Below are 25,988 nucleotides of genomic sequence, written 5' to 3' on the forward strand. Positions count from 1 at the left end.
TGCAATCATGGCTGATAACGAAAAAAAATTAACAAAACGTGATTTAATCACCGTTTGGTGGCGTAGTTTCTTCCTTCAAGGTTCATGGAACTACGAACGTATGCAAAATCTTGGTTGGGCATATGCAATGATTCCAGCGATTCGTCGCTTATACAAAACAAAAGAAGAACGCATTGACGCTTTAAAGCGCCACCTAGAGTTCTTTAATACTCACCCATATTTAGCATCACCAATTCTTGGTGTTGAACTTGCTTTAGAAGAACAACGTGCCAACGGAGCTGACATTAATGATGAAACTATTAATGGGGTTAAAGTTGGGATGATGGGACCACTTGCCGGAGTTGGAGACCCAGTTTTCTGGGCAACAATTCGGCCAGTACTTGGAGCTTTCTGTGCTTCACTTGCATTAGCACAAAATGTACTTGCACCAATTATTTTCTTCGTTGTATGGAATGCTATTCGGATGAGCTTCCTCTGGTACACACAATCATTTGGTTACAAACAAGGGGTTAATATCACACAAGATTTATCAGGTGGAATGTTGCCAAAAATTACACAAGGTGCTTCAATCCTTGGGATGTTTGTTTTAGGTGTTTTGGTTCCACGTTGGACAACAATGAACTTTGTACTTCAAGTTTCTAAAGTTAAGAATCAAGCTGCTAACGTAGTTGATTTACATCACTTAACAAATGCCGCAAATAACGGTAAATTAAGTGTTGATCAATTACGAAATGTAATTGATCAAGTTGTTGCAGGTAAGACAGTTGATACTTTTAAAGTTACAACTTTACAAGATACTTTGAATTCACTTCTTCCAGGTCTTGCACCACTCTTACTCTTATTGATTGTTCTTTGGTTACTTAAGCGTAAGGTTAACCCAATCTGGATTATCTTCGGTTTATTTATCGTTGGTATTCTTGGTTACTGGGCTGGTATCTTAGGATAATAAAAAAACCGGGTAACCGGTTTTTTTTATGTTTTGAATACCAAGATAATGCTAAAATGGTAATACCTTAATAGATTGGGGATGAATACATGGAACCACTAAATAAAAAAGTTGAGCTAGAAATTAAAGCTAATTCAATGTATACGTCAATGATTCCAAAGCCAGGTGTATTGTTTATTGGAGAACGTGGCCTTGAATTTCGTGGGGAAGGTCAAGGATATATTCAAATTCCCTATAAAGAAATTGTTGGTGTTCGTGCGCAATTGTTTTTTGGCCGTCGCTATGTCAGGGGCTTTTTCGTTGATACTAAAAGCGGCACTTTTAATTTTGTTGTCAGTAAAGGGCGACGTGCATTGCAAACAATGGGTCAACATTTGCCGCATAATATTTTCACACGTAATATTAGTTCGTTTGAAGGTATGTTTAAAAGGATAACTAAAAGGTAAACATAAATGTATCAAGAAAGAGTTACAAAGTTAAAAAAATTACTTCAAATGAGTGAATTAGATGGGATTATAATCACTAATGGTGATAATATGCGTTATTTAAGTGGCTTTCTTGGTGGAGAAGGTGACGGGCTAGTAGTTGTCTCACAAGCGGGTGTCAGCGTGATTACTGATGCTCGGTATGAAGAAGAATTAGGGCAATCAATGGATGATAATGCTACTTTAATTATTACACGTAACTATTATCAAACCGCGGCTGATATTATTGAAAAACAAAATCTGCAACGAGTTGGTTTTGAAGATGATTTACCATTTAAAATTTTTGACTTACTTGATGAATTAATTGTAGCTGAAGAATTTTTACCAGTGCCCGGAATTATTGAGGCCATGCGTGAAATCAAGGATATAAATGAATTGAAAGCATTACAAAAAGCATGTGATATTTCTATTGCAGCTTTTAATGCGATTTTACCTAAGATTAAGCCAGGTATGACAGAACTTGAAATCAGCAATGAACTTGATTATGAGGCTCGTAAACGCGGTGCACAAAAAGCATCATTTGATACCATTGTCGCTAGTGGTTGGCGTGGTGCATTACCGCATGGATTAGCTTCTAATAAACCAATTGCTACGGGTGAATTGGTAACCATTGATTTTGGTTATTTTGTAGATGGTTATACTTCTGACATTACTAGAACTTTTGCAGTCGGCGCAATTTCAGCGGAGTTAGAAGAAATCTATGAAATTGTACGAGTAGCACAAAAATTAGTAGTCGAGAGTGTTTTTAATGGTGTCCCAAGTAGTGAACTTGATCGTATTGGACGTGATTATATTACTAAGGCTGGTTATGGTAAGGAGTTTAATCATGGCATGGGTCATGGAATTGGTTTAGCCATTCATGAAGGCCCTAATATTAGTCGCTCATTGACAGATGAAATGGTTACTAATAATTTATTAACAATTGAACCTGGAATTTATTTGCCAAATATTGGAGGGGTTAGAATTGAAGATGACATTATTGTAACTGAGAATGGCTATATTAATTTAACGGCTGATTTGACAACTGAGTTAATTCATATCTAAATAATAAACTAGTTAATTTGAAGCTAAACAATCGTGAACTAAAAAATGTGATAATATAACTATTTTTTACCAGTATTGCTTACAGCTAAAGCGTCTTTTAAAAGTACAAATATATAATAAAAGGAGTTGTGACAGAGTTCGGGCGATATCGAGAAATGCATTAAAAATCCTCTATGAAGAAAATTCTTCATAGAGGATTTTGTCGTATTTCGAATATATCGGACTTCGGGAGTGCATTTTGGTAGCAATTTAGTACTCAAAAAGAGTTATGTCACAACCTATTTTTAGTAGTATTTATCAATATTGTCCGAATGCTTTTTTAGAAAGTTTAGGTAATAAATTCATTATTAGCCAAGATTTAAGATTTAGAACAGTACATTTTCTGAAAATTTTACGTTATAATATACATTAATTTAAACATGCAAGGTAATTGTCTGCTATTGATACTGAATCGGACATTTATCTTACCGAAAGTAAGGTGAAAGCAATGCCAAAACAAAAAAATTGGACAGCTGATGAAGTTCATCAGGCAGTAACAACGTACATGAATCCTGAGCATGTTGCGTTTGTTGATAAAGCATATGAATATGCGGCTTCTTTGCATAAAGATCAAGTACGTAAATCAGGGGAACCATATATTATTCATCCAATCCAAGTTGCAGGTATTTTGGCGCAGCTTCATATGGATCCAGAAACGATTGTTGCCGGATATTTGCATGATGTCGTTGAAGATACCGATGCAACGATAATTGATTTGCAACATAAGTTTGGCGATAATGTGGCACTAATTGTTAATGGTGTGACAAAATTAGGAAAAATTGAATATAAGAGTAGCCAAGAGCAATTGGCTGAAAATCATCGCAAACTCCTCTTGGCAATGTCTAAAGATATTCGAGTTATTATCGTCAAACTTTCTGATCGTTTACACAATATGCGCACTTTGCAACATTTACGACCTGAAAAACAACGTCGTATTTCGGCTGAAACCCTAGAAATCTATGCACCACTAGCCGATAGATTAGGGATTAGCACTATTAAATGGGAACTTGAAGATACGGCCTTAAGATATTTGAATCCGGAACAATATCACCGCATTGCACATTTAATGGATAGTCGGCGTGATGAACGCTTAGAATACATTCGGGATGCAATCGACTACATTACTAATGCAACTGATGAGTTAGGTTATCATAACATTAAAATTTATGGTCGGCCCAAGCACATTTATTCAGTTTATCGGAAAATGGTCGATAAGAAAAAAAAATTTGATGAAATTTATGATTTACTAGCAATCCGAATCGAAGTTAATACGATTCCTGAAACATACGCTGTTTTAGGAATTATTCATTCAAAATGGACGCCAATTCCAGGACGTTTTAAAGATTACATTGCCTTACCAAAAGCTAATGGGTATCAAAGTTTACACACCACTGTAATTGGACCAGAAGGTAAGCGATTAGAAATTCAAATTCGCACTCATGAAATGCACCGCATTGCCGAATATGGAGTTGCCGCACACTGGGCCTATAAAGAAGGTAATTTTGATGGTGCCAATGTTCAAAGTAATGACCAACAGAAATTAAACATGATTCAAGGTATTTTGGAATTGCAAAAAGAATCCAAAGATGCTGATGATTTTATGGATTCAGTTAAGGGTGATTTATTTACTGATCGTGTCTTTGCTTTTACACCTAAGGGTGATGTCTATGAATTACCAAAAGGTGCAGGTCCTCTTGATATGGCTTACACGATTCACACTGAAATTGGCCACAAAACAACGGGTGCTCGCGTAAATGGAAAAATGGTTCCATTAAATTATGAGTTAAAGACTGGTGATATCGTTGAAATTATAACTAGCAATACAGCTCGCCCGAGTCGGGATTGGTTTAATATTGTTTCAACTCGACGGGCACGAAATAAAATTCGCCAGTATTTCCGTAAACAGAATCGTGAAGAAAACATTGAGGCTGGAAAAACGTTAATTATTGATTTTCTACAAAGCGAAGGATTTAATCCTGAAGATATTTTAACGGAAGAAAATGAAGAACGAACAATTAGCAAGCTTCATGTTATGAGTATTCCAGATATGTTTGCAGCACTTGGTTTTGGTGATTTGGCGCCACAAGGAGTAGCTAATAAACTTACCGAGATTAAACGGGCTGAGATGGAAGCTGATCGTATTGAACAGCAGCAACGTGAATTACTTGAAGAACATAAACAAATGGATGTTTCTTCTAAGTTTACACAGAAGCGAAGTAACTCCTCTTCTGAAGGAGTAATGATTCAAGGTGTTGATGGACTATTAGTGCGATTGAGTCATTGTTGTACACCAATTCCTGGTGATGAAATTGTGGGATATATTACTAAAGGACGTGGTGTATCAGTCCATCGTGCTGATTGTCCCAATATACGAGATGCTGAAAGAAATGGTCAGCGCTTAATTGAGGTTTCTTGGGAAAATCCTGAGGGTGAGCGACCAAACTATGACGCAGATTTAACAATCAGTGGGAATAATCGTAACGGTTTGTTAAATGATGTTATCAAAATTGCTAACAATAATACTAAGTATCTTACATCAGTTAACGGGCGAGTAGATCATAACGGCTTAGCGCTGATTTCACTCTCGGTAGGTGTTCGTAATAAAATACATCTAGATCAATTGATGAATGGATTAAATAACATTCCAGATGTTTATGATGTAAAACGTGCACAACACTAACTACGTAAATTAGGCAAATGCTATTTTTTAAGTTTAAATAATATTCAAAACTAGAGGATGGGATGCAAACTACGGTTTATTCCATCCTCATTTTTTTAGGAGAGATCATGCGTGTAATAGTTCAACGAGTTACTGAGGCACAAGTTGCAATTGAAAATAAAGTTCAAGGTGCTATCAAGCAAGGCGTCATGCTTTTGATAGCAGTTAAAGATAGTGATAAACAACAAGATATTGAATATATCTGCCGAAAAATTCTTAACTTAAGAATTTTTGAAGATTCAGATGGTAAAATGAATCAATCGTTATTGGATATTGATGGAGAGATATTATCAGTTTCACAATTTACATTATATGCTAGAACGCGAAAGGGAAATCGACCAAGTTTTACTGATGCAGGTACTCCAGAATATGCTAGTAAGGTATATCATGATTTAAATGAAAAGCTTGCGGCTAGTGGGTTAAAGGTTGCAACAGGAGTATTTGGTGCTGATATGCAGGTATCATTGATAAATGATGGCCCAGTAACGATTATCTTAGATACTGAAATAGATTAATAAATTAAAAAAGGGGGGGCAAAGTGGCATCAGAACATATTGAAAATAAACTCGCACTATTACCTAACGAACCTGGTTCCTATCAAATGAAAGATAAGAATGGCAAGATTATTTACGTAGGTAAGGCCAAAAATTTACGTAATCGGGTACGCTCATATTTTAAACTCGAGCACACTGGGAAAACTGCTGAGTTAGTTAAAAATATAGCTGATTTTGATTTTATTGTAACTAATTCTGATAAAGAAGCATTCTTATTAGAAATAACTTTGATTCAAAAATGGCAGCCTTATTATAACATTCGCTTAAAACGTGGTACTGGATATCCATATATAAAAATATCTAATGAGCAGAATCCACAACTTATCTTAGTTAGTGAAGTAAAAAAAGATGATGCCTTTTATTTTGGGCCATATCCTAATGTGTATGCTGCTCAAGAGACGTTACATTTTTTGCAAAAAGTTTATCCGTTAAGACGTTGTAATGGTTATCAAGGACGGCCATGTCTTTATTATCATATGGGTCAATGCTTGGGGGCTTGTTTTCGAGAAGTTCCGCAAAGTGAGTATGAAGCTGAGATAAAAAAAATTAAATCATTCTTGAATGGTAATACCAGTGCTATTAAGCAAAAGTTAACGGCTAAAATGGAAACAGCCGCTGCTAATTTAGCATTTGAACAAGCTGCTGATATTCGTGATCAAATTCAATTTATTGATGCTACTGTGGAAAAACAAAAAATTATTTCACAAGATGCAACTCCACGTGACATTTTTAATTATTATGTTAAAGATGGCTGGCTGTCTATCCAAATATTTTTTATTCGGCAAGCACGCTTAATGAAACGTGAGAAACGTTTTTTTACATTAGTTGATGACCCAACTGAAGAACTGGTTAGTTTTATCTTGCAATTTTATAATCGTAAAAATACTAAATTGCCAAATGAAATTTTAGTTCCAGCAACTATTGATCATAATTTATTAGAACAAATTTTACAAGTTCATGTGAAGACACCACAACGTGGAGCTAAACGCGAACTGCTAGATTTAGCAGAAAAGAATGCCCAAATTGCTTTAGATGAAAAACTGCGTTTAATGCTTTTAAGTGATCAAAAGACAACTGGGGCAATGCAGGAGTTATCAAAAGCTCTTGATATCCCTTTAGGACATCGAATTGAAGCGTTTGATCACTCACATACTCAAGGAGTAGACATCGTATCAGCGATGGTTGTTTTTGATGATGGATTACCAGAAAAAAAGTTATACCGTAAGTACAAATTAAAAACTATCAATCATGCTGATGAAGCTGCAGCAACACGTGAAGTAATTCGTCGTCGATATACAAGATTGTTGAAAGAAAAAGCACAATTACCGGATTTAATCTTAGTTGATGGTGGTGAAATTCAATTAGATGCTGCTAAAGACGTTCTTGAAAATGAACTTAGATTAAATATTCCAGTTGCAGCAATGGTTAAAAACGAACACCACAAAACAGCCGATTTAATAAAGGCAACTGGGGATGAACATTTAAATCTTAATCCAAAATCACAAAGTTTTATGTTATTACAGCGGATACAAGATGAAGTGCATAGATTTGCAATTACTTTTCATCGACAACTTCACGGGAAAAATACACTTGCTTCACGATTAGATAGTATTCAAGGAGTCGGCCCAAAAACACGCCAAAAGTTATTGCGGCAATTTGGATCATTAAAAAAAATCAATCAAGCTACTATTGAAGAAATTGAAGCTTTAGGAATTTCAAATAAAACTGCTAATTTGGTTAAGGTTTCGATAGCAGCAGCATTACGGGCTAATGAATTGAAAAAGTAAGTGGTATTATAGTAAACGGTAGATAGTTAAAAAAATCAGTATAATTAGGAATTAAAAATGACAGAAAATAAATCAAAAAAATTGAATTTTTTGGATTGGTATATTGCTATTCCGAGTCTTTTACTAGCTTTATTTGGAATAGTAAATGTCTATTCAGCAAGTTCGAACATGGCATCTGGCTCGGCAATAAGTTATTTGCTTAAGCAAATATTTTTCGTATGTGTAGGTATCGTTAGTGCGGCTTTTATGTTTAGAATCAATTTAAACCATCTAAGGAATGTTAAAATTCGTACATGGTCAATTGGAGTACTAATTTTTTTACTACTTTTTGCACGTTTGATAGCTCCAGAAATTAATGGGGCACATGGTTGGATAATGATTGCAGGTTTTGGTTTGCAACCAGCTGAATTTGCAAAGGTGATTTTAATTTTATATTTTGCCAATTTCTTTGAACGGAAGCCATATAATCCTAATAATTTAAAAGGTACAACATTTGATTGGCAGAAATGGGTATGGCCAGGGTTAATAATCGCTATTATTTTCCTGATGCCAGATAATGGTAATGCAGCTATTTGTAGCTTTATTGTGTTTGTGATGTTGATATCGGTTGGTTTTAATTTTTTATGGGCCTTAGGATTTTTCTCTGCCGGAATATTTGGTTGGGTATTATTACCGATTCTTCTTAAATCATTAAATATCGATCCAACACACTATACTTTAGCGCGACTTGTCGCCTTTGTTAATCCTTGGGAGTATATTCAAACTTCAGGTTCCCAACTTATTAACTCGTATTATGCTATTAGTAATGGCGGATTATTTGGCGTAGGTTTAGGTAATTCAATCCAAAAAACGGGTTATCTTCCAGAACCAAATACTGATTTTATTATGGCCGTAATTACAGAAGAATGGGGTGCCTTGGTTGTAGTATTAATTTTAATGATGTTAGCCTGGATTATTGGGCGGATGATTCAGTTATCAACGCAAACTGATAATATTTTTATTAGAACCGTTTTGATGGGAGTTAGTGCATATCTTACGATTCAAGTATTATTTAATTTAGGTGCGGTATCTGGTTTACTACCTATTACTGGGGTTACCTTTCCATTTATGTCATATGGTGGTTCGTCATCATTAGTTATTGGTACAATGATTGGTTTAGCATTAAATGCTAGTGCTACAATTAGTCGGCAGGGAAATAGTATTAACTTAAAGGCAGTTTGAATATAGGAGATTGAAATGGAGCAGACATTTGAGGCAATAACACGGCGAAGTTTAATCGTCTATATGCGCAATTTACGACAGGTTCGCAATTTACGACGCTATGGCAATGTGGAATATGTATCACGACGAATGCGTTATGTTGTTTTATACATGAATGACGATAAGATACTGACAAATAAAGATAAAATTGAGCAATTAGGATTTGTTTTAAAAACTCAAATATCAGTAAGACCAGATTTAAATGTCAATTTACAGGCAGATACTGAGGATCGGGGATTTTCTTTAGAAGATACCGAGACACTAGAAGTACCAAATGAAGGAGTAGAGATTTAATGCGAATTATTGCAGGAGAATTTGGGGGCCGACCATTAAAGGCAGTCCCTGGTATGGCAACACGGCCAACAACTGATAAGGTGAAAGAAGCAATGTTTAGTATGATTGGCCCATATTTTGATGGCGGCAATAGTCTGGATCTATTTGCTGGATCAGGTGGTTTATCTATTGAGGCGGTTTCTCGTGGAATTGAGCATGCATACTTAGTTGATAAACAATTTGCAGCAATAAAGACAATTAATGAAAATATAGCTGTTACTAAACAAGCAAAACGATTTACGGTAACTAAACGCGATGCACGACTAGCATTACAAGAATTTAGTGCTCAAGGAATCAAATTTAATTTAATTTTTTTAGACCCGCCATATGCAAAACAACAAATTTTGCAAGATATCAATTTGATGGTGCAACTTAATTTATTAGCTGATGAAGCAGTTATTGTTGCAGAAACTGATCAAACAGTTGGGTTAGATGATTCTATTACACACTTTTCAATTACACATCAGAAGAAGTATGGCATTACTGAGGTGACGGTATATCAATTTGAAGGGATTTAGGTTATATGAAAATTGCATTGTATCCGGGAAGTTTTGACCCATTAACTAATGGTCATTTAGATATCATTCAGCGAGCAAGTAAATTATTTGATCGCTTAGTTATAGGAGTAGGAACAAATACTAGTAAAGCACCGTTATTTTCAACATCTGAAAAAATAATTTTAATTCGGGAAGTAACTGCTGAATTTGAAAATGTCGATGTCATTGAGATTAGTGGCTTAACAGTTGATGTTATGGATTCTTTGGATGCTGATTATTTAGTACGTGGCTTACGTAATGAAAATGATTATTTGTATGAACGTGATATTGCAGAAATGAATCGTAGTTTGAGATCAGATATCGAAACAGTAATTTTAATGGCACATCATGAAAATCAAAACATTGCTTCAAGTATGATTAAAGAAATTGCTCATTTCGGTGGGGATGTTTCGAAATTAGTTCCAAAAGCAATTAATGATGCATTAGAACTTAAACATACGCAAAAGTAAGTAATGAGGATTACAAATGAAAAACAAGCAAAAAATTATTAAATGGGGGCTACCATTCATAGTGGTAGTAATTTTACTAATTGGCTTTTTTTGGCCAGTTAACTCATATATTGAAACACCCGGTGGAGCTAGTGATTTAAAGCCATTTGTTAGTATCGCAAATCATCCAGATAAGGCTAAAGGAAAGTATATGATTACATATGTTCAATTAGCCCAAGCAACACCGTTTAAATTACTAGCATCTCATTTTGATCCTCATGCCTCAATTGATAAGGCACAAGATGTTACAGGTGGTGTTAGCAGTGAGACATACAATCAAGTGCAAAGATTTTATATGCAAAATGCAATTAGTGAGGCAGTTGCAGTTGCGTTTAGAGCTGCTGATAAGCCAGTAACTTCAAAATACATTGGTATTTTTATTACAGATATTAATCCCAAATCCCATTTTTCAAAAGCATTAAAAGTTGGAGATACCGTAACTAAAATTGATGGCTATCATTTTGACAATGCTAAAGGGTATCAAGCATACTTAGCTACTAAAAAACCAAATGATACAGTGACGGTTACTTATATCCGTAATAAGGTAACCAAGACAGTAACCCAAAAATTGATGGATATTGGTGGTCGAGCAGGTTTAGGAATTATTTTAGCTGATAACGTTAAGGTAAGTACAACACCTACTGTAAAAGTTGATCCTGGATCAATTGGTGGTCCTTCTGGTGGTCTAATGTTTAGTTTACAAATTTATGATCAATTAACCGGTAAAAATATACGAGCAGGGCGCAATATTGCTGGTACCGGTACGATTGCTTTAGATGGTTCAGTTGGTGAAATAGGTGGTATTGATAAGAAAATTATTGCAGCTAAAAATGCCGGTGCAACAATTTTCTTTGCACCATATATTGCACCAACAAAGATTAATAAATTAATTGACGGTGGAGCAACAAATTATCAAGTAGCAGTTGCGACTGCTAAAAAGTATGCACCTAACTTAAAAGTTGTTCCTGTAGCCACTTTTAAAGATGCTGTAAAATATCTTGAAGAAACAAAATAAAAAGGTTAATTACAAAATTTATAAGCACGCGATGCTATTAGATGAAATTTAAATAAAAAAAGCGTATAGTCAACATTAGCTATACGCTTTTTTTATTTAAAAATTACTAGTATTACCTAATTTGAAAAATGTCAATAAATATATCTGTATATCACAAATTTTTGTCCATTTAAACACAAATCTATGCTAAAATTATACAGTATATAATATTACAAACTTAACTTAAAAGTGTTAGAACTTAGGGGGGATTACCTCAGATGCATAACAATGAAATTTATGTTGGCCTAGATATTGGAACAGCAATGATAAAGGTAATTGTTGTTGAAACACAATCAAGTCAGGTGAACGTTATCGGCGTTGGTAACGTACCATCACAAGGTGTTAAACGCGGAGTGATTATTGATATCAATGAAACTGCAGCAGCAATTAAAGCAGCTGTTGCACAAGCAGCAACAAAAGCAAATATCCAAATTGACGAGGTTGTGGCAGGAATCCCAGCTAACCAATTAAAAATTGAACAAATCCAAGGAATGACAGCAATTGTTAATGAAACAAAACGAATTTCATATGATGATGTCCGTGAAGTAGCACGGCAAGCCTTGATTAGTAATTTACCACCAGAACGTGAAATTATTGATGTTTTACCATCAGAGTTTATCGTTGATGGTTTTGATGGTATTAGTGATCCATATGATATGGTTGGCGTGCGCTTAGAAATGCGAGGAATTGCATTTACTGGTCCTAAAACAATTACTCATAACGTCCGGATGGCTGTTGAACGGGCGGGTCTTAAATTACGTGAATTTGTGGTAACCCCCTTAGCAGTCGGACGCACGGCACTAAATAATGGTGAACAAGACTTTGGGACAATTTTAATTGATATGGGTGCTGGTCAAACAACTGCAGCCGTCATTCATGATCACCAACTTAAATTCATTACGGTTGATCAAGAAGGTGGTGAATATATCACACGTGATATTTCAACAGTTTTGAACACCTCATACGAATACGCAGATAAAGCTAAACGCGATTATGGTTGTGCTGATTCAACGTTAACGTCTGAACAAAATGAATTTTTAATTGAAAGTGTTGGGCAACGTGAGCCAATGCGTGTTTCTGAAAAATATTTATCAGAAATTATTGAAGCTCGTGTAGATCAAATTTTTTCAAAACTATTTAAACAACTACAACCTACGGGCGCACTTGAAATGCCAGGTGGCATTGTCTTAACAGGTGGTTCATCACTTTTAGGTGGTGTACAAGAGCTATTACAACAAATGTTTGGGATGAATGTCCGTATTGAAATTCCAAGTCAAATTGGGATTCGCCATCCAAGTTATATGGCAGGTTTTGCAATTGCACGGTATGCTGCGGCACAATCACAGACAGAGCGAGTAGTTAAAGAAGTAATTTTTGGAAATCAATTAACAACCGCACAGCAAGACCAACCTGTACTAGAAAAAGAGAGAAAACATGGCTTCTTCTCATTAAACAATGAGAATGAAGAGAAACATCAAATGATTGCAAATGGAAATGATGAAAATGCCATGGAAGAAGATGATTTTCAACATGAACCGCAAAAAAACGTGAAAGATAAAGTCAAAAACTTCATTGCGAATTTCTTTGACTAAAAATTGGAGGAAAAAACATGGAATTCATGGTAGATGAAACCGAGCAATTCGGTGCAAAAATCAAAGTAATCGGTGTGGGTGGTGGTGGATCAAACGCCGTTAACCGAATGATTGAAGAAGGGGTTTCTGGAGTTGAATTCGTTGTTGCTAATACTGATGTTCAAGCACTTGAAGCATCACGTGCAGAAACAAAAATTCAATTAGGACCTAAACTCACTAAAGGGTTAGGTGCTGGTTCAAATCCTGAAGTTGGTACAAAGGCAGCACAAGAGTCAGAACAAGATATTGCAGAAGCACTTGCCGGTGCGGATATGGTCTTTGTTACTGCCGGAATGGGTGGTGGTACCGGTAATGGGGCTGCTCCAGTTGTTGCTCGTATTGCTAAAGAGCAAGGTGCCTTAACTGTTGGGGTTGTAACACGACCATTTACTTTTGAAGGCCCTCGTCGTGGACGATATGCGGCTGAAGGTTTATCAAAATTAAAGGAAAATGTAGATACTTTAATCGTCATTGCTAACAATCGTTTGTTAGAAATTGTTGATAAAAAAGCTCCAATGATGGAAGCATTTAAAGAAGCTGATAACGTTCTTCGCCAAGGTGTTCAAGGTATTTCTGATTTGATCATGAACCCTGGATTCATTAATCTTGATTTTGCGGATGTTAAAACAGTGATGTCAAATCAAGGAACAGCTTTAATGGGTATTGGGGCTTCAAATGGTGAAAATCGTGCTTCAGAGGCAACTAAGAAGGCAATTTCATCACCATTACTTGAAGCAGAGATTGCTGGAGCAGAACAAGTATTGCTTAATATTACTGGTGGCCCTGATATGTCACTTTATGAAGCACAATCTGCCTCAGATGTTGTAGCACAAGCAGCTGGAACTGAAGTTAATATTATTTTTGGTACTTCAATTGACATGGAAATGAATGAAGAAGTACGGGTTACTGTAATCGCAACTGGAATTGAAAACGGCAAGCAAACTGCACCACAAAAACCAGTTTCAGTTTTCGAGCGGCCAACGCAATCAGAAGCCAAACCAAATGATAGTGTACAAATTAATGAACCAACACAGCCAGTACAATCTACACCAATTAATCAAGATCGTTTTGAAGGTTGGAATGATTTACAATCACGTCCAGTATTGGATGACCCAGAAGCGAATAATCAATTCTCAGGAATTGAAAAACCAGAGTTCAAAGTATTTAATACTAATGACACAGCGTCGCAATCTGATGATAATGATGAAGGTGATTTGAGTACACCAGTATTTTTTAAACGTCGCAAGTAATTTAGAAACGGACAGGAGTGGTAATGGCAATTAATTTACGAAGCTTTTTTAATTTAGGTGATGAATTCGATGATGAACCCGTTCGGGAAAATTTTGAAACAGGACCTGAGCCAGTCAATGCACAAAAGCATGAGGCCCCTCGTGTTCGTCGACAAAATGTAGTTTCGATGGATCAAAAGCGAAGTTTGGCTAATGATGAAAATCGTAAAATAGTACTTTTTGCACCTAAAACATATTCAGATGTAAAAGAAATCACTGATAATTTATTAGCAAATCAAGCTGTAATTGTTAATTTTTCAACAATTGATGATGCACAAGCAAAAAGAATTGTTGACTTTTTAACTGGGGCTGTTTTTGCAATTAATGGTGAAATTCAACGTGTTGATGATGCAATATTTTTAGTAACACCGCCAAATTATGTTATTAGTGGCGAGATTTCATCGACTAGTCACTTGAACGATTAGTCATAGGGAGAATAAGGATGACTTTGTACACAATATTAAATTTTATCAATATAGCCATCCAAATATACACTTGGTTAATTATTGCAAATGCGTTAATGAGCTGGTTACCTGGAGCATATCAGTCTAAACTTGGCCGAATAATAACTCGATTAGTACAGCCATTTTTAGATATTTTCCGATTTATACCAACGCTTGGTGGCATTGATTTTTCTCCGCTAATCGCAATTATCGTATTAGAAATGGCACAACAAGGTTTGCTTGCTGTTTTTCGCTTATTAATTAATTAATATCTATTTTGGAAGGTGAGTCAAATGGTTGACGATACAAGAATTACGCAGCATTTTCGTTCCGATGAAATCGGCTTTATTGAGCAAGTTCAAGGATGGATTCGCCAGGCAAATGATGAGTATCGGCCGATTTTGACTCACTTTTTGAATCCTCGTGAGCGCTTAATTGCTGAGAGCTTAGTCAATAGTGAGGATGATCTTAAGCATGCAAGTAACGGTGGCTACCCAGATGCTGAAATGCAAAGAATGTTAATTTATCCGGCGTATCATGAAGTAGTTCAAGCTGATTTTGAACTACAAGTCCTTCAAATTGTTTATCCAGTTAAATTTGCTGAAATTAAACATCATCAAATTTTAGGTACCCTTGCCAATCAAGGAATTGAACGAAATATTTTTGGCGATATTGTTGGTAATGGTGATATTTGGCAATTTGTAGTTGAACAGAAAATGGTTGATTTCTTTAATTTACAAATTGATCATATCGGTAAAGTCAAAGTACATTTAATACCAATTAAATTACAAGATATGATTCGACCAGATGATGATTGGGAAAGCATGACAACAACAGTTGCATCATTACGGCTTGATACTGTAATATCAACTTGTTTTAACTTTTCACGGAGCCGAATTAAAGCACATATTGAAACTGGAAATGTGCGTGTTAATTGGCGGGAGATGGACAAACCGGACTATGAGTTAGCAATTAATGATATTGTTTCAGTTCGCCGATTTGGCCGTTTACAAGTGACAGAAGTAAATGGGTTAACTAAAAAAGAGAAAATTAAAATAACCGTTGTAATGATAAAAAATAAAAAAAAGTGAGGAAAAATTAATGGCATTAACACCAATTGATATTCAAAATAAAGAATTCACTAAAAGCGGTCGTAAAGGTTATGAAGCAACTGAAGTTAATAATTACTTAGATCAGATCATTACTGATTTTGCCGCCGTCATTGAAGAAAATCAACAATTGAAGACACGTGTTGCTGATTATGAAGCAAATGATACACAAATTGAGGAAATGAAACAATCAGTTACCCAATCAATTTTAGTTGCTCAAGAAGCTGCAGATCGTTTAAAGCGGACTGCTGATGAATCAGCCAAGAAAACGTTAGCTAAAGCGCAAGAAGAAGCACATCGTTTAGTAAATGAAGCTTTAACTAAATCTAATGAAATGCTTGCTGATGCAGAAAGCAAATCTAATGAGATGCTATCTAAGGCTGCACATGAAAACGAAAAAATGCTACGTGAAACTGATGCAATTAAGCGTGATACTTTTGAATTCAAGGATAAGTCATTAGCACTTTTACAAGCTCAAATGGATTTAATTAAGAGTCAAGATTGGTCTGGTCTTACAACTGAAGTTGGTTTAACTAATTCACCAGCAACGCAAGAATATCTTGAAGAAAATCAAGCTGAGGTTATTGACATTCCTGCTGAAGATAGCGTAAACTCAAACGTGGTAGAAGATACAACTACTGCTGAAGATGATCAAGATTCACAGACATATATTGTTATGCCAGAAGTTGTACCTGGCGAAAAATTTTAACCAATACGAAGCAGACTACTGCAAATTGTTATTAATAACCTTTAGTGAGCTAAGAATAAGTGAAAACTTAGTAGGCCCTGTTAATAGTGATTATCGATTCGTATTTTAACAATTGCATACTTTAATGAGGGCTTTTTAGCCAAATTAGGGTGGTACCACGATTAAAAAAGTCGTCCCTGTGTTCAATTTGAACGCAGGGGCGTTTTTATTTAATAAAAAATAAGGAGAAATGTAGATGAAAGTTAAAGATACTTTAAATCTTGGTAAAACTAAATTCCCAATGCGCGGTAGTTTACCAACTAAAGAACTTGAACGTGAAAACGTCTGGTTTGAAAACAAAGTCTATGAAAAGCGACAAGCATTAAATGAGGGCAAACCAAGTTTTGCGTTGCATGATGGTCCTCCATACGCGAATGGTAACATCCACATGGGTCACGCTTTAAACAAAATTACGAAGGATTTTATTGTTCGTTATAAGTCAATGAGCGGATTTTATTCACCATATGTTCCAGGCTGGGATACACACGGTTTACCAATTGAACAACAATTGACGAAAGCTGGTCACAACCGTAAGGAACTTAGTAAAGTTGAATGGCGTAAACTTGCCGAACAATATGCACGCGAACAAGTTGAAACACAAAAAGCTGATTTCAAGCGTTTGGGAGTTAGTGCCGAATGGGATAACCCATACTTGACCCTTAACCCTGAATTTGAAGCCGCCCAAATTCGCACATTCGGTGAAATGGCGAAAAAAGGTTACATTTACAAGGGTAAAAAACCTGTTTACTGGTCATGGTCATCTGAATCAGCTTTAGCCGAAGCTGAAATCGAATACCATGATGTAACATCACCAACTGCTTTTTATGCGGAACAAGTTGTTGATGGTCAAGGAGTACTTGATACTGACACATACATGGTTGTTTGGACAACCACGCCTTGGACAATTCCTGGTTCACGTGGGATAACCATTGGTGCTAAGTATGAATATTCAGTTGTTAAGCCTGCTAATGATAATCGTAAATTTGTGATTGCCACTGACTTAGTTGCAAAGGCGGCTGAAAACTTTGGTTGGGCTGAATATAGTCTTGAAAAGACGGTCAAAGGGGCCGAGCTTGAAAATGTAATCGCACAACACCCATTCTATGAAGACATTAAACTTGTTACTATGCTTGGTGACTTCGTAACGCTTGACGCCGGAACTGGTTTAGTTCACACGGCACCTGGTTTTGGGGAAGATGACTTCTGGGTTGGTCAAAAATATGGTCTTGAAGTTGCGGTACCAGTTGATGATCAAGGTAAGATGACGGCAGAAGCTGGGGCTGATTTTGAAGGGGTCTTCTATGAAAAAGCAAATGCGATTTTATTGCAAAAGCTGGCTGATTTAAACCTACTTTTAAAACAAGAAGACATTACCCACAGCTATCCATTTGACTGGCGGACTAAAAAGCCAGTTATTTTCCGAGCTGTACCACAATGGTTTGCTTCGGTTGAAGCTTTCCGTCAACAGATTCTGGATTCACTTGATGATGTTGAGTTTGTACAAAAATGGGGTAAAACTCGTCTTTACAACATGATTCGTGACCGCGGTGACTGGGTAATTTCACGTCAACGGGTTTGGGGTGTGCCATTGCCAATCTTCTATGCTGAAGATGGTGAAGCCATTCTTACTGAAGAAACAGTTAACCACGTAGCTGATTTATTTGCTGAATTTGGTTCAAATGTTTGGTTTGAACGTGAAGCCAAGGACTTACTTCCTGAAGGCTTCACTTCTGAACATTCACCAAATGGTATCTTTACTAAAGAAGAAGATATCATGGACGTGTGGTTTGATTCTGGTTCATCACACCAAGCTGTTATGGCTGCGCGTGATTACTTACCAGATCAAGCTGACCTGTACCTTGAAGGTTCTGACCAATACCGTGGTTGGTTTAACTCTTCATTAATCACTTCAGTTGCTGTGACGGGTAAGGCCCCATACAAGTCATTATTATCACAAGGATTTGTGCTTGATGGTAAGGGGTTGAAGATGTCAAAATCACTTGGTAACATTATTTCTCCAAACGATGTTATCAAGCAAATGGGGGCGGAAATTATCCGTCTTTGGGTAGCTTCAGTTGATACTGACAGTGATGTGCGCGTATCAATGGAAATCTTGAAGCAATCTTCAGAAACATACCGTAAGATTCGTAACACCATGCGTTTCTTGTTAGCTAACACGGATGATTTTGATGCCACTAAGGATGCGATTGCCTTTGCTGATATGCCACAATCAGACCAATACTTCTACGCTTTGGTTAATGATTTGACAGCGGAATTATTAAACGACTACGAAACTTACAACTTTGTAAGTCTCTTCAAACGTTTGGTTAACTTTATTAACGTTGATTTATCAGCTTACTACTTAGATTACGCTAAAGATGTTGTCTACGTTGAAGCACCAGATGGCTTACAACGTCGTTCAATGCAAACAGTTATCTACAAGACTTTGGTAAACTTAACTAAGTTACTCTTGCCAATCTTGCCACACACAAGTGAAGAAATCTGGGAATACTTGCCAGCGGAAACTGAAGAGTTTGGTTACTTGTCAGAAATGCCAGTTGTTGAAGATTTAGGTGATACGACTGAATTAATTAACCGTTGGGCCGCTTTCCGTGATTTACGTGATAACGTTAATAAAGCCCTTGAAGAAGCCCGTGATGAAAAGTTAATTGGTAAGCCAGCTGAAGCAGCGGTAACCCTTTACTTGAATGACGATCAAAAGGCTTTGATTGATAGCTTAGCCGTTGATGTTCGCGTGATGTTATTAGTATCACAATTACACTTAGCAGCGAGCGTTGATGCGCCAGCCGATGCCAAAGACATTGAAGGTCTTAAGTTAGTTGTGGCCCATGCTGAAGGGGAAGTTAGTGCCCGTGACCGCTTGTACCACACTGATTTAGGTGCCGATGCAGCCTTCCCAATGTTGAGTAAACATGAAGCTGATATTGTGCGTCAATACTATCCAGAAGTTGTTGCTGAAGGATTTGAAGAATAATTATTTATATACTTAGTATGTAAGGATAGTGCCATAGTATAAATAATTCGATAGTATAAAAAAGGTAGCGTGAAGTATGTTCTTCGCACTACCTTTTTTGCATGATTAAATAACAGGCCTTTAAAAATTAAATAAAATAATATGTGTACAATAAAAACCACAGTAGCATTATAACAGTGCACTGTGGTTTTTAGCCCGGTTGATATGATGTCGAGCATGGGATTCGAACCCATGACCTACAGTTTAGAAGACTGTTGCTCTATCCAGCTGAGCTAGCCCGACACAATACTTAAAAGTATAAATGTTCAAAACAGATTAGTCAATATGTGTGTAAAATGATACAAGGTATTTACATAAATAAATTTGAATGACACATGTTTGTTTTGTATGCTTATATAAGAGTTGTTATTTAATAGTATAGGAGATATTGTATGAAGAAATTATGGTTATTAGGGTGTGTGATATTACTTGGCGTAACATTGGCAGCTTGTGGGCAAAAAAATTATGCGGGTGTTCAATTAGATAGTAATAAATATGAGCAATTAATGACAGGTCGAAACAATATTGATAGGTTATTAAAAAGGCTTCATGCTTTTAATTATAAGAAAGCTAGTTCTGCTGAAAAAGTTTACGAGGCAGTTGATGCCGTCATGAATGACAATTCAAAGGGATTATCTACAGCGGATAAAGAAAAATTAGATGTTCAGCTTGATAATGCCACACATGGCATTAAAGGAATTATTCAAGCTGCTAGCAAAAATAAATATGCAATCGATCCTAGCGTAGCATCACAATTTCATGATAATTTTACAGTAATTACTAATTTGACCGCTAAAGCGGTGACAAATTCAGATGTTCAAGCACAAAAAGTTAGCACACAATTGTCTAAAAACTTAAATATTGAAAAACGGCTATATAGCATTGGTGCACAACACCAAAAGTAAATGAAGCACTTTTAAAGACACCAGAGGGTTGTGATATAAGCTAACTGATATTGATAAATACACTAAAATGCCTTCCTAAGATTTTTCTTTAGGGAGGCATTTATCGTATTTTGAATATATTGAACTTCTTGAACACGTTTTAATATCGATTGTTGCGATGGAATGATTAGGCAACAGACATTTACTATTATTGACGGTGCTCTTACAATGCTCGTAGGAGTATTTGTTTAGTAACGTGGATTATGTGCTTGATGTGCTTTACGAGCAGATTGAATGCGTGTTGAATCAAATTTGGCTTCTTCATCTGCAATTGGTTTGACAATTTTTTGTTTGAAACCTAAAAAGGCCCCAACTCCAGTTGCAACTGTTGCAACAACCCCAATAATAACCCCAATACCAAATTTTTTCATACTATATAGCCTCCTTAGTTTATAATTAAATATAATAGTGGTACTACCATAAATTATATATGAAATTATAATAAATTGTTGGTATCAAGCTGATTTTTTGAAGGAGAATTTATGCGAACGCAAATAGTTGCTCATCGTGGTGATCGAAAGAACGCACCAGAAAATACATTGATTGCATATAATCAAGCCCTTGATTTTGAAGAACTAGACGTTTTAGAGATTGATGTTCATTTAACCAAGGATAATCAATTAGTTGTTATCCATGATGAAAAAATCGATCGAACAACTAATAAGCATGGATATGTTTATGAGTATACTTTGGCCCAATTACAAACAATTGATGCAGGTAGTTGGTTTAGTCCTCAATATGCAGATCAAAGGATTCCAAGTTTAGAAGAAGTATTAACACTATTGCGCAAAAGAAACTTTGATAAAACATTGCTAATTGAGGTTAAAACTGATCATATCGAATATCCTAAGATAGAGGAATATTTATTAAAGCGGATGCAAGAAGAGAAGCCCCGTTATCAAGTAATCTATCAGAGTTTTAATCTAAATACGCTATTGAAATTACACCGATTAGAACCTACTTTAACGTTGAATGCATTGGTATTTTATCCAACTTTTAAAGTCTTAAAAATGTATCGAAGTGGTGTTATTACGGCAATTAATCCTGATAACCGATGGTTTGTTAATCGCTTGTTTTGGTTAAAAAAATCAAATGTAGCACCTTGGACAGTTAATACTGAAATGGCCATGCGTGCAGTATTTAAAGCACAACTTAACCGTATTATTACTGATGATATTGCATTAGCAGCTAAATTAAGAAAGGAAATTCAAGATTGAAAAAAATAATTGTAATTGTAGGTCCAACAGCAGTAGGTAAAACAGCCCTTTCAATTCAGATGGCCCAAACATTAAATGGAGAAATAATTTCAGGTGATTCAATGCAAGTTTATCAAACATTAGACATTGGAACCGCTAAAGCAACTTGCACTGAACAAGCTGGTATAAAGCACTACCTCTTAGATACTAAGCGTGTTGATGAAACATTTACAGTTGCTGAATGGGTTGATGAAGCACGTAAAGCTATTGACGAAATTTATAGTCATGGCAAGGTGCCAATTATCGTAGGTGGTACTGGATTTTATATTGCAGCTCTCTTAGGCGATATGCCACTTGGTGGAAATGAGGCAGGGGCAGATGAAACTATTCGTACAAAATGGGAAGCGTTCAGTAAACAGTATGGCTCAGAAGCCTTATGGCAAGAACTAAATAAGGTAGATTCTAAGGCGGCAGAAAAAATTTCACCTAATAATACTCGGCGGATTATTCGAGCTTTAGAAGTATTTGAATTAACCGGGATACCATTTTCAAAACAACCACGAACACTTGGCAAACGAGAATATGATGCTTATATAATTGGTTTAACTACACAAAGAGATATTTTATATCAACGAATAAACCAACGTGTTGACGAAATGATATCAGTGGGCTTAGAAAAAGAAGCATACCAATTGTTTGAACAAGGAGGTCAAAATTTGCAAAGTGGGACTGGTATCGGTTATAAGGAATGGTATCCATATTTTGAGCACAAAAGTGATTTAACGAGTACAATTGAATTGATTAAACGTAATTCTCGGCGTTTTGCTAAGCGGCAATTAACTTGGTTTCGACACCAAATTGAAGGTATCCAATGGTTTGATCTGGTTGCTAATCGAGATGAAATCACGGTTATTCTTAATAGATCTGAATTATTTTTACAGTATGAAAGTAAAAATTAATTCTTATGTCAGGAAAGCTAACATTAAAGATTGTACTCATAGCATTGTCTGCTAAAATGAAATTATCTTAATAAACGGAGATATAGCGAATGGCTGAAAAAGAGTTGCGACGCAATATGGCCGTATTACCAATTGGGACGGTTCGAAAACTGACAGATTTAACTGATCGTCAAATTCGTTACTATGAAGCTCAAGGATTGATAATACCGGAACGGACAGCTAGCAATCAACGTATGTATTCGTTAAACGATATTGATCGTTTACTTGAGATAAAAGATTACTTGTCAGTTGGTGATTCAATTGCAAATATTAAAAAAATATATGCAAAGCAAGCCCAACGTGAAAGTGAAAGTATAAGTGCCCATCAGGCACGACAAGCGTTACAATCAGAATTTTTGAATTTAGTTGGTTTTAAAGTTAATCAGAATAGGAAGGGCCTCTAATAATGCCAAAGCACGACTACACTAAAGATGATATCCGTAACTTAATTAAGTCAGAAAATGTTGAGTTTTTACGTTTAACATTTACTGATATGTTTGGAATGATCAAAAACGTTGAAGTACCAGTATCACAACTTGAAAAAGTTTTAGATAATAACATGATGTTTGATGGTTCATCAATTGATGGTTTTGTTCGTATTGAAGAATCTGATATGTACTTATATCCTGATCTATCAACATTTATGATTTTTCCATGGGCAACTGATTCGCACGGTGGTAAAGTTGCACGGATTATCGCCAGTGTTTACACTGCTGATCGTAAGCCTTTTATGGGTGACCCACGAAATGTTTTGATTAAGAACATTGAGAATATGAAAGCCCAAGGATTTGATGCTTTTAATATTGGGCCGGAGCCAGAATTTTTCTTGTTTAAACTTGATGCTGATGGCAAGCCAACAACGCAATTAAATGACACTGGTTCATACTTTGACTTGGCACCGCTTGATTTAGGTGAAAACGTGCGTCGTGAAATCGTCTTGACGTTAGAACAAATGGGATTTGAAGTAGAGGCCGCCCACCATGAAGTTGCCCCTGGTCAACACGAAGTTGACTTCAAGTATGCTGATGCCCTTGAAGCCGCTGATAACATTCAAACATTTAAATTAATTGTTAAGACAATTGCACGTAAGAACAACTTGTACGCCACTTTCTTACCAAAACCAGTTTCAGGGATTAACGGTAGTGGAATGCACATCAACATGTCATTGTTTGCCGATGGTAAAAACCAATTCTTTAATGAAACTGACGATATGCAATTATCACCAATTGCGTACAACTTCTTAGGTGGTGTGTTGAAGCACGCGATTAATTTTGCGGCCTTTACTAACCCAACCGTTAACTCATACAAGCGTTTAGTACCTGGATACGAAGCACCAGTATACGTTGCTTGGTCAGGTTCAAACCGTTCACCAATGGTTCGGGTCCCAGCTGCGCGCGGCCAATCAACGCGTCTTGAATTACGGGCCGTTGATCCAACAGCTAACCCATACCTTGCCTTGTCAGCTATTTTAGCTTCAGGACTTGATGGAATCGTTAACCACATCGAACCAATGGCTTCTGTTGATCGTAACATCTACTTGATGGACGAAGCAGAACGTCAAAAGGCTGGTATCTTTGATTTACCAGATACCCTCCTTGCAGCGGTTGCTAACCTTGAAGGTGACGAAACGGTTAAAGATGCGATTGGTAAAGATTTAGCACAACAATTTGTTGATGCTAAGAAGATTGAATACCGAGCTTACCGTCAGGAAGTTTCAACATGGGAAATCGATAACTACCTCGATATCTACTAATATATATAATGAAAATCAGCCCAAGCGATATTGTTGGGCTGATTTTTTGGTATTTAACGGTCAAAATAAGATAATAAGGGTAGGAAAGCGTGAGATATTCCGGAACTATTGATTTGACTACTTTACCCATTGACATTTAACTAGTATACTAAATAGTGGAATTTTGCGCGATATAGCTGTGGAAATATTAAAAGATAACAATCAAAAATAGATTGGTGGAGGAAATAAATGGCATTTGTCGATCAAGTTAAGATAGAAGTTAAAGCCGGAAGTGGTGGAGATGGGATTGTCTCATTCCGTCGTGAAAAATTTGTTGATATGGGTGGTCCTTTCGGAGGGGATGGTGGCCGTGGTGGTTCAATCATTCTTAAAGTTGATGAAGGTTTGCGGACTTTGATGGATTTCCGTTACAAACGCCACTTTAAAGCTGAAAATGGAGCTAAGGGTGGTACTAAGGGGATGACAGGTCGTTCATCTGACAACCTATATGTTAAAATCCCACAAGGAACAACTGTTACCGATGTTGAAACTGGTGAAATTTTAGCCGATTTAACAACTAACGGTGAAGAATTTGTGGTTGTTAAAGGTGGTCGTGGTGGCCGCGGTAACATGCGCTTTGCGACCCCTAATAATCCCGCACCGGAAATTGCTGAAAATGGTGAACCGGGTCAAGTGCGCACTATCAAACTCGAATTAAAAGTGTTGGCTGATGTTGGTTTGGTTGGTTTGCCATCTGTTGGTAAATCAACATTACTTTCAATTGTAACGTCTGCTAAGCCTAAGATTGCGGAATACCACTTTACGACATTGGTGCCAAACTTAGGAATGGTTCGTTTGGATGATGGTCGTGACTTTGTTATGGCTGACTTACCAGGATTGATTGAAGGGGCCTCACAAGGGGTCGGTCTAGGAATTCAATTCTTGCGTCACGTTGAACGGACACGTGTAATTTTGCACCTTATTGATATGAGTGGTATGAATGAAACTGATCCTTACGAAAGTTTCGTCAAGATTAATGAAGAATTAAAACAATATGATCCAGCCTTATTGGATCGACCACAAATTATTGTGCCATCTAAAATGGATATGCCTGATTCAGAAGAAAATTTGGCGAAGTTTAAAGAGGAATTGGCAGCTGATAATTACCTTGAAAATAAACCTGAAATTATGCCAATTTCAGCCATTACACGGACTGGTTTAGAACCATTGCTTAACCGTACTGCAGATCTCCTTGATGTCACACCTGAATTCCCAATGAAGGATATGATGATTGAAGATGATCCAACGATTGCCCACTACGAATTTGAAGAAGATGATGAACCAGCCTTTACAATTTCAACTGGTGAATACGGTGAATGGGTCTTGAGTGGTGAGAAGATTGAAAAACTCTTCCGCATGACTAATACAGCTCATGATGAAAGTGTCTTGCGTTTTGCTCGCCAATTACGTTCAATGGGTGTTGATGATGCCTTACGTGAAGCTGGTGCTGAAAACGGGGATGAAGTTGCAATTTTGAACTTCCGTTTTGAGTTTAGTGATTAACAAAAAGATTACGCTAAACCTTATAGCGGTAATCT

General features: G+C 36.4%; 25 protein-coding genes and 1 tRNA gene. 24 read left to right on the plus strand and 2 right to left on the minus strand.

Annotated features, from left to right (window positions below):
• Positions 1-7 precede the first annotated feature (7 nt).
• The 18 genes from HF964_RS07320 (at position 8) to ileS (ending at position 19,481) form a co-directional block, all read left to right on the plus strand.
• Complete coding sequence (locus HF964_RS07320) at positions 8-946, plus strand: PTS system mannose/fructose/sorbose family transporter subunit IID (RefSeq protein WP_168722395.1); 939 nt, start codon at positions 8-10, stop codon at positions 944-946.
• Positions 947-1,035: 89 nt separating this feature from the next.
• On the plus strand, positions 1,036-1,392 hold the full coding sequence (locus HF964_RS07325) for a DUF956 family protein (RefSeq protein ID WP_168722396.1): 357 nt from the start codon (positions 1,036-1,038) through the stop codon (positions 1,390-1,392).
• 6 nt (positions 1,393-1,398) lie between these two features.
• Positions 1,399-2,475: a M24 family metallopeptidase gene (locus HF964_RS07330; protein ID WP_168722397.1), complete on the plus strand. Its 1,077-nt coding sequence runs from the start codon at positions 1,399-1,401 to the stop codon at positions 2,473-2,475.
• A gap of 487 nt (positions 2,476-2,962) precedes the next feature.
• Positions 2,963-5,194 (plus strand): RelA/SpoT family protein, encoded by a 2,232-nt coding sequence (locus HF964_RS07335; protein ID WP_168722398.1) that lies wholly within the window; start codon positions 2,963-2,965, stop codon positions 5,192-5,194.
• Positions 5,195-5,301: 107 nt separating this feature from the next.
• Positions 5,302-5,748: a D-aminoacyl-tRNA deacylase gene (dtd, locus tag HF964_RS07340; RefSeq protein WP_168722399.1), complete on the plus strand. Its 447-nt coding sequence runs from the start codon at positions 5,302-5,304 to the stop codon at positions 5,746-5,748.
• 23 nt (positions 5,749-5,771) lie between these two features.
• Entirely contained in the window at positions 5,772-7,574 is a 1,803-nt protein-coding gene (gene uvrC / locus HF964_RS07345; RefSeq protein ID WP_168722400.1) for an excinuclease ABC subunit UvrC, read from the plus strand.
• A gap of 57 nt (positions 7,575-7,631) precedes the next feature.
• Positions 7,632-8,795, plus strand: a complete 1,164-nt coding sequence (locus tag HF964_RS07350; protein ID WP_168722401.1) for an FtsW/RodA/SpoVE family cell cycle protein — start codon at positions 7,632-7,634, stop codon at positions 8,793-8,795.
• A gap of 15 nt (positions 8,796-8,810) precedes the next feature.
• Positions 8,811-9,128 (plus strand): YlbG family protein, encoded by a 318-nt coding sequence (locus HF964_RS07355; RefSeq protein WP_168722402.1) that lies wholly within the window; start codon positions 8,811-8,813, stop codon positions 9,126-9,128.
• Positions 9,128-9,685 carry a 16S rRNA (guanine(966)-N(2))-methyltransferase RsmD gene (gene rsmD / locus HF964_RS07360; protein WP_168722403.1) on the plus strand — a complete coding sequence of 186 codons (558 nt, stop codon included), beginning with the start codon at positions 9,128-9,130 and terminating at the stop codon, positions 9,683-9,685. Before HF964_RS07355 ends, rsmD begins: the two co-directional genes overlap by 1 nt.
• Before the next feature lie 5 nt (positions 9,686-9,690).
• On the plus strand, positions 9,691-10,173 hold the full coding sequence (gene coaD, locus HF964_RS07365) for a pantetheine-phosphate adenylyltransferase (protein ID WP_168722404.1): 483 nt from the start codon (positions 9,691-9,693) through the stop codon (positions 10,171-10,173).
• A 16-nt stretch (positions 10,174-10,189) separates the two neighbouring features.
• Positions 10,190-11,227, plus strand: a complete 1,038-nt coding sequence (locus tag HF964_RS07370; protein WP_168722405.1) for a SepM family pheromone-processing serine protease — start codon at positions 10,190-10,192, stop codon at positions 11,225-11,227.
• A gap of 257 nt (positions 11,228-11,484) precedes the next feature.
• The gene (ftsA, locus tag HF964_RS07375; protein WP_168722406.1) at positions 11,485-12,858 is read left to right on the plus strand and encodes a cell division protein FtsA; all 1,374 of its coding nucleotides are present in this window, start codon (positions 11,485-11,487) and stop codon (positions 12,856-12,858) included.
• 17 nt (positions 12,859-12,875) lie between these two features.
• Positions 12,876-14,147 carry a cell division protein FtsZ gene (gene ftsZ, locus HF964_RS07380; RefSeq protein ID WP_168722407.1) on the plus strand — a complete coding sequence of 424 codons (1,272 nt, stop codon included), beginning with the start codon at positions 12,876-12,878 and terminating at the stop codon, positions 14,145-14,147.
• Positions 14,148-14,170: 23 nt separating this feature from the next.
• Positions 14,171-14,611 carry a cell division protein SepF gene (locus HF964_RS07385; RefSeq protein WP_168722408.1) on the plus strand — a complete coding sequence of 147 codons (441 nt, stop codon included), beginning with the start codon at positions 14,171-14,173 and terminating at the stop codon, positions 14,609-14,611.
• Positions 14,612-14,628: 17 nt separating this feature from the next.
• Entirely contained in the window at positions 14,629-14,898 is a 270-nt protein-coding gene (locus HF964_RS07390) for a YggT family protein (RefSeq protein ID WP_168722409.1), read from the plus strand.
• 24 nt (positions 14,899-14,922) lie between these two features.
• Entirely contained in the window at positions 14,923-15,720 is a 798-nt protein-coding gene (locus tag HF964_RS07395; protein WP_168722410.1) for a YlmH family RNA-binding protein, read from the plus strand.
• 10 nt (positions 15,721-15,730) lie between these two features.
• Positions 15,731-16,447, plus strand: coding sequence for a DivIVA domain-containing protein (locus HF964_RS07400; RefSeq protein ID WP_168722411.1), 717 nt, complete (start codon positions 15,731-15,733; stop codon positions 16,445-16,447).
• Between the two features lie 235 nt (positions 16,448-16,682).
• Positions 16,683-19,481, plus strand: coding sequence for an isoleucine--tRNA ligase (gene ileS / locus HF964_RS07405; RefSeq protein ID WP_168722412.1), 2,799 nt, complete (start codon positions 16,683-16,685; stop codon positions 19,479-19,481).
• Between the two features lie 208 nt (positions 19,482-19,689).
• On the opposite strand, the gene HF964_RS07410 is transcribed toward ileS, so the two are convergent.
• Positions 19,690-19,763: transfer RNA gene (locus tag HF964_RS07410), tRNA-Arg, on the minus strand.
• Positions 19,764-19,912: 149 nt separating this feature from the next.
• Between HF964_RS07410 and HF964_RS07415 the strand changes: the two genes are divergently transcribed.
• Entirely contained in the window at positions 19,913-20,425 is a 513-nt protein-coding gene (locus HF964_RS07415; RefSeq protein WP_168722413.1) for an LptM family lipoprotein, read from the plus strand.
• Between the two features lie 227 nt (positions 20,426-20,652).
• On the opposite strand, the gene HF964_RS07420 is transcribed toward HF964_RS07415, so the two are convergent.
• Entirely contained in the window at positions 20,653-20,835 is a 183-nt protein-coding gene (locus HF964_RS07420) for a DUF3042 family protein (RefSeq protein WP_168722414.1), read from the minus strand.
• 111 nt (positions 20,836-20,946) lie between these two features.
• On the opposite strand from HF964_RS07420, the gene HF964_RS07425 reads away from it, so the two are divergent.
• From HF964_RS07425 to obgE, 5 genes are all read left to right on the plus strand, one after another.
• Positions 20,947-21,681 (plus strand): glycerophosphodiester phosphodiesterase family protein, encoded by a 735-nt coding sequence (locus tag HF964_RS07425; RefSeq protein WP_168722415.1) that lies wholly within the window; start codon positions 20,947-20,949, stop codon positions 21,679-21,681.
• Positions 21,678-22,619, plus strand: a complete 942-nt coding sequence (gene miaA / locus HF964_RS07430) for a tRNA (adenosine(37)-N6)-dimethylallyltransferase MiaA (protein WP_168722416.1) — start codon at positions 21,678-21,680, stop codon at positions 22,617-22,619. Before HF964_RS07425 ends, miaA begins: the two co-directional genes overlap by 4 nt.
• An 89-nt stretch (positions 22,620-22,708) precedes the next feature.
• Positions 22,709-23,062, plus strand: coding sequence for a MerR family transcriptional regulator (locus HF964_RS07435; protein WP_168722417.1), 354 nt, complete (start codon positions 22,709-22,711; stop codon positions 23,060-23,062).
• A gap of 2 nt (positions 23,063-23,064) precedes the next feature.
• Complete coding sequence (glnA, locus tag HF964_RS07440) at positions 23,065-24,411, plus strand: type I glutamate--ammonia ligase (RefSeq protein ID WP_168722418.1); 1,347 nt, start codon at positions 23,065-23,067, stop codon at positions 24,409-24,411.
• Between the two features lie 228 nt (positions 24,412-24,639).
• On the plus strand, positions 24,640-25,953 hold the full coding sequence (obgE, locus tag HF964_RS07445) for a GTPase ObgE (RefSeq protein WP_168722419.1): 1,314 nt from the start codon (positions 24,640-24,642) through the stop codon (positions 25,951-25,953).
• Positions 25,954-25,988 lie beyond the last annotated feature (35 nt).

This window comes from Periweissella fabalis (assembly GCF_012396505.1).
Classification (GTDB): Bacteria; Bacillota; Bacilli; order Lactobacillales; family Lactobacillaceae; genus Periweissella; species Periweissella fabalis.

Coding starts and splice junctions, on each gene's coding strand:
- HF964_RS07435 (WP_168722417.1), top strand. CDS start 22,709: ATGGCTGAAAAAGAGTTGCGACGCAATATGGCCGTATTACCAATTGGG.
- ileS (WP_168722412.1), top strand. CDS start 16,683: ATGAAAGTTAAAGATACTTTAAATCTTGGTAAAACTAAATTCCCAATG.
- HF964_RS07425 (WP_168722415.1), top strand. CDS start 20,947: ATGCGAACGCAAATAGTTGCTCATCGTGGTGATCGAAAGAACGCACCA.
- glnA (WP_168722418.1), top strand. CDS start 23,065: ATGCCAAAGCACGACTACACTAAAGATGATATCCGTAACTTAATTAAG.
- dtd (WP_168722399.1), top strand. CDS start 5,302: ATGCGTGTAATAGTTCAACGAGTTACTGAGGCACAAGTTGCAATTGAA.
- HF964_RS07390 (WP_168722409.1), top strand. CDS start 14,629: ATGACTTTGTACACAATATTAAATTTTATCAATATAGCCATCCAAATA.
- rsmD (WP_168722403.1), top strand. CDS start 9,128: ATGCGAATTATTGCAGGAGAATTTGGGGGCCGACCATTAAAGGCAGTC.
- HF964_RS07370 (WP_168722405.1), top strand. CDS start 10,190: ATGAAAAACAAGCAAAAAATTATTAAATGGGGGCTACCATTCATAGTG.
- HF964_RS07350 (WP_168722401.1), top strand. CDS start 7,632: ATGACAGAAAATAAATCAAAAAAATTGAATTTTTTGGATTGGTATATT.
- HF964_RS07325 (WP_168722396.1), top strand. CDS start 1,036: ATGGAACCACTAAATAAAAAAGTTGAGCTAGAAATTAAAGCTAATTCA.
- ftsA (WP_168722406.1), top strand. CDS start 11,485: ATGCATAACAATGAAATTTATGTTGGCCTAGATATTGGAACAGCAATG.
- HF964_RS07420 (WP_168722414.1), bottom strand. CDS start 20,835: ATGAAAAAATTTGGTATTGGGGTTATTATTGGGGTTGTTGCAACAGTT.
- coaD (WP_168722404.1), top strand. CDS start 9,691: ATGAAAATTGCATTGTATCCGGGAAGTTTTGACCCATTAACTAATGGT.
- HF964_RS07385 (WP_168722408.1), top strand. CDS start 14,171: ATGGCAATTAATTTACGAAGCTTTTTTAATTTAGGTGATGAATTCGAT.
- ftsZ (WP_168722407.1), top strand. CDS start 12,876: ATGGAATTCATGGTAGATGAAACCGAGCAATTCGGTGCAAAAATCAAA.
- obgE (WP_168722419.1), top strand. CDS start 24,640: ATGGCATTTGTCGATCAAGTTAAGATAGAAGTTAAAGCCGGAAGTGGT.
- HF964_RS07395 (WP_168722410.1), top strand. CDS start 14,923: ATGGTTGACGATACAAGAATTACGCAGCATTTTCGTTCCGATGAAATC.
- HF964_RS07330 (WP_168722397.1), top strand. CDS start 1,399: ATGTATCAAGAAAGAGTTACAAAGTTAAAAAAATTACTTCAAATGAGT.
- HF964_RS07415 (WP_168722413.1), top strand. CDS start 19,913: ATGAAGAAATTATGGTTATTAGGGTGTGTGATATTACTTGGCGTAACA.
- HF964_RS07320 (WP_168722395.1), top strand. CDS start 8: ATGGCTGATAACGAAAAAAAATTAACAAAACGTGATTTAATCACCGTT.
- HF964_RS07335 (WP_168722398.1), top strand. CDS start 2,963: ATGCCAAAACAAAAAAATTGGACAGCTGATGAAGTTCATCAGGCAGTA.
- HF964_RS07355 (WP_168722402.1), top strand. CDS start 8,811: ATGGAGCAGACATTTGAGGCAATAACACGGCGAAGTTTAATCGTCTAT.
- HF964_RS07400 (WP_168722411.1), top strand. CDS start 15,731: ATGGCATTAACACCAATTGATATTCAAAATAAAGAATTCACTAAAAGC.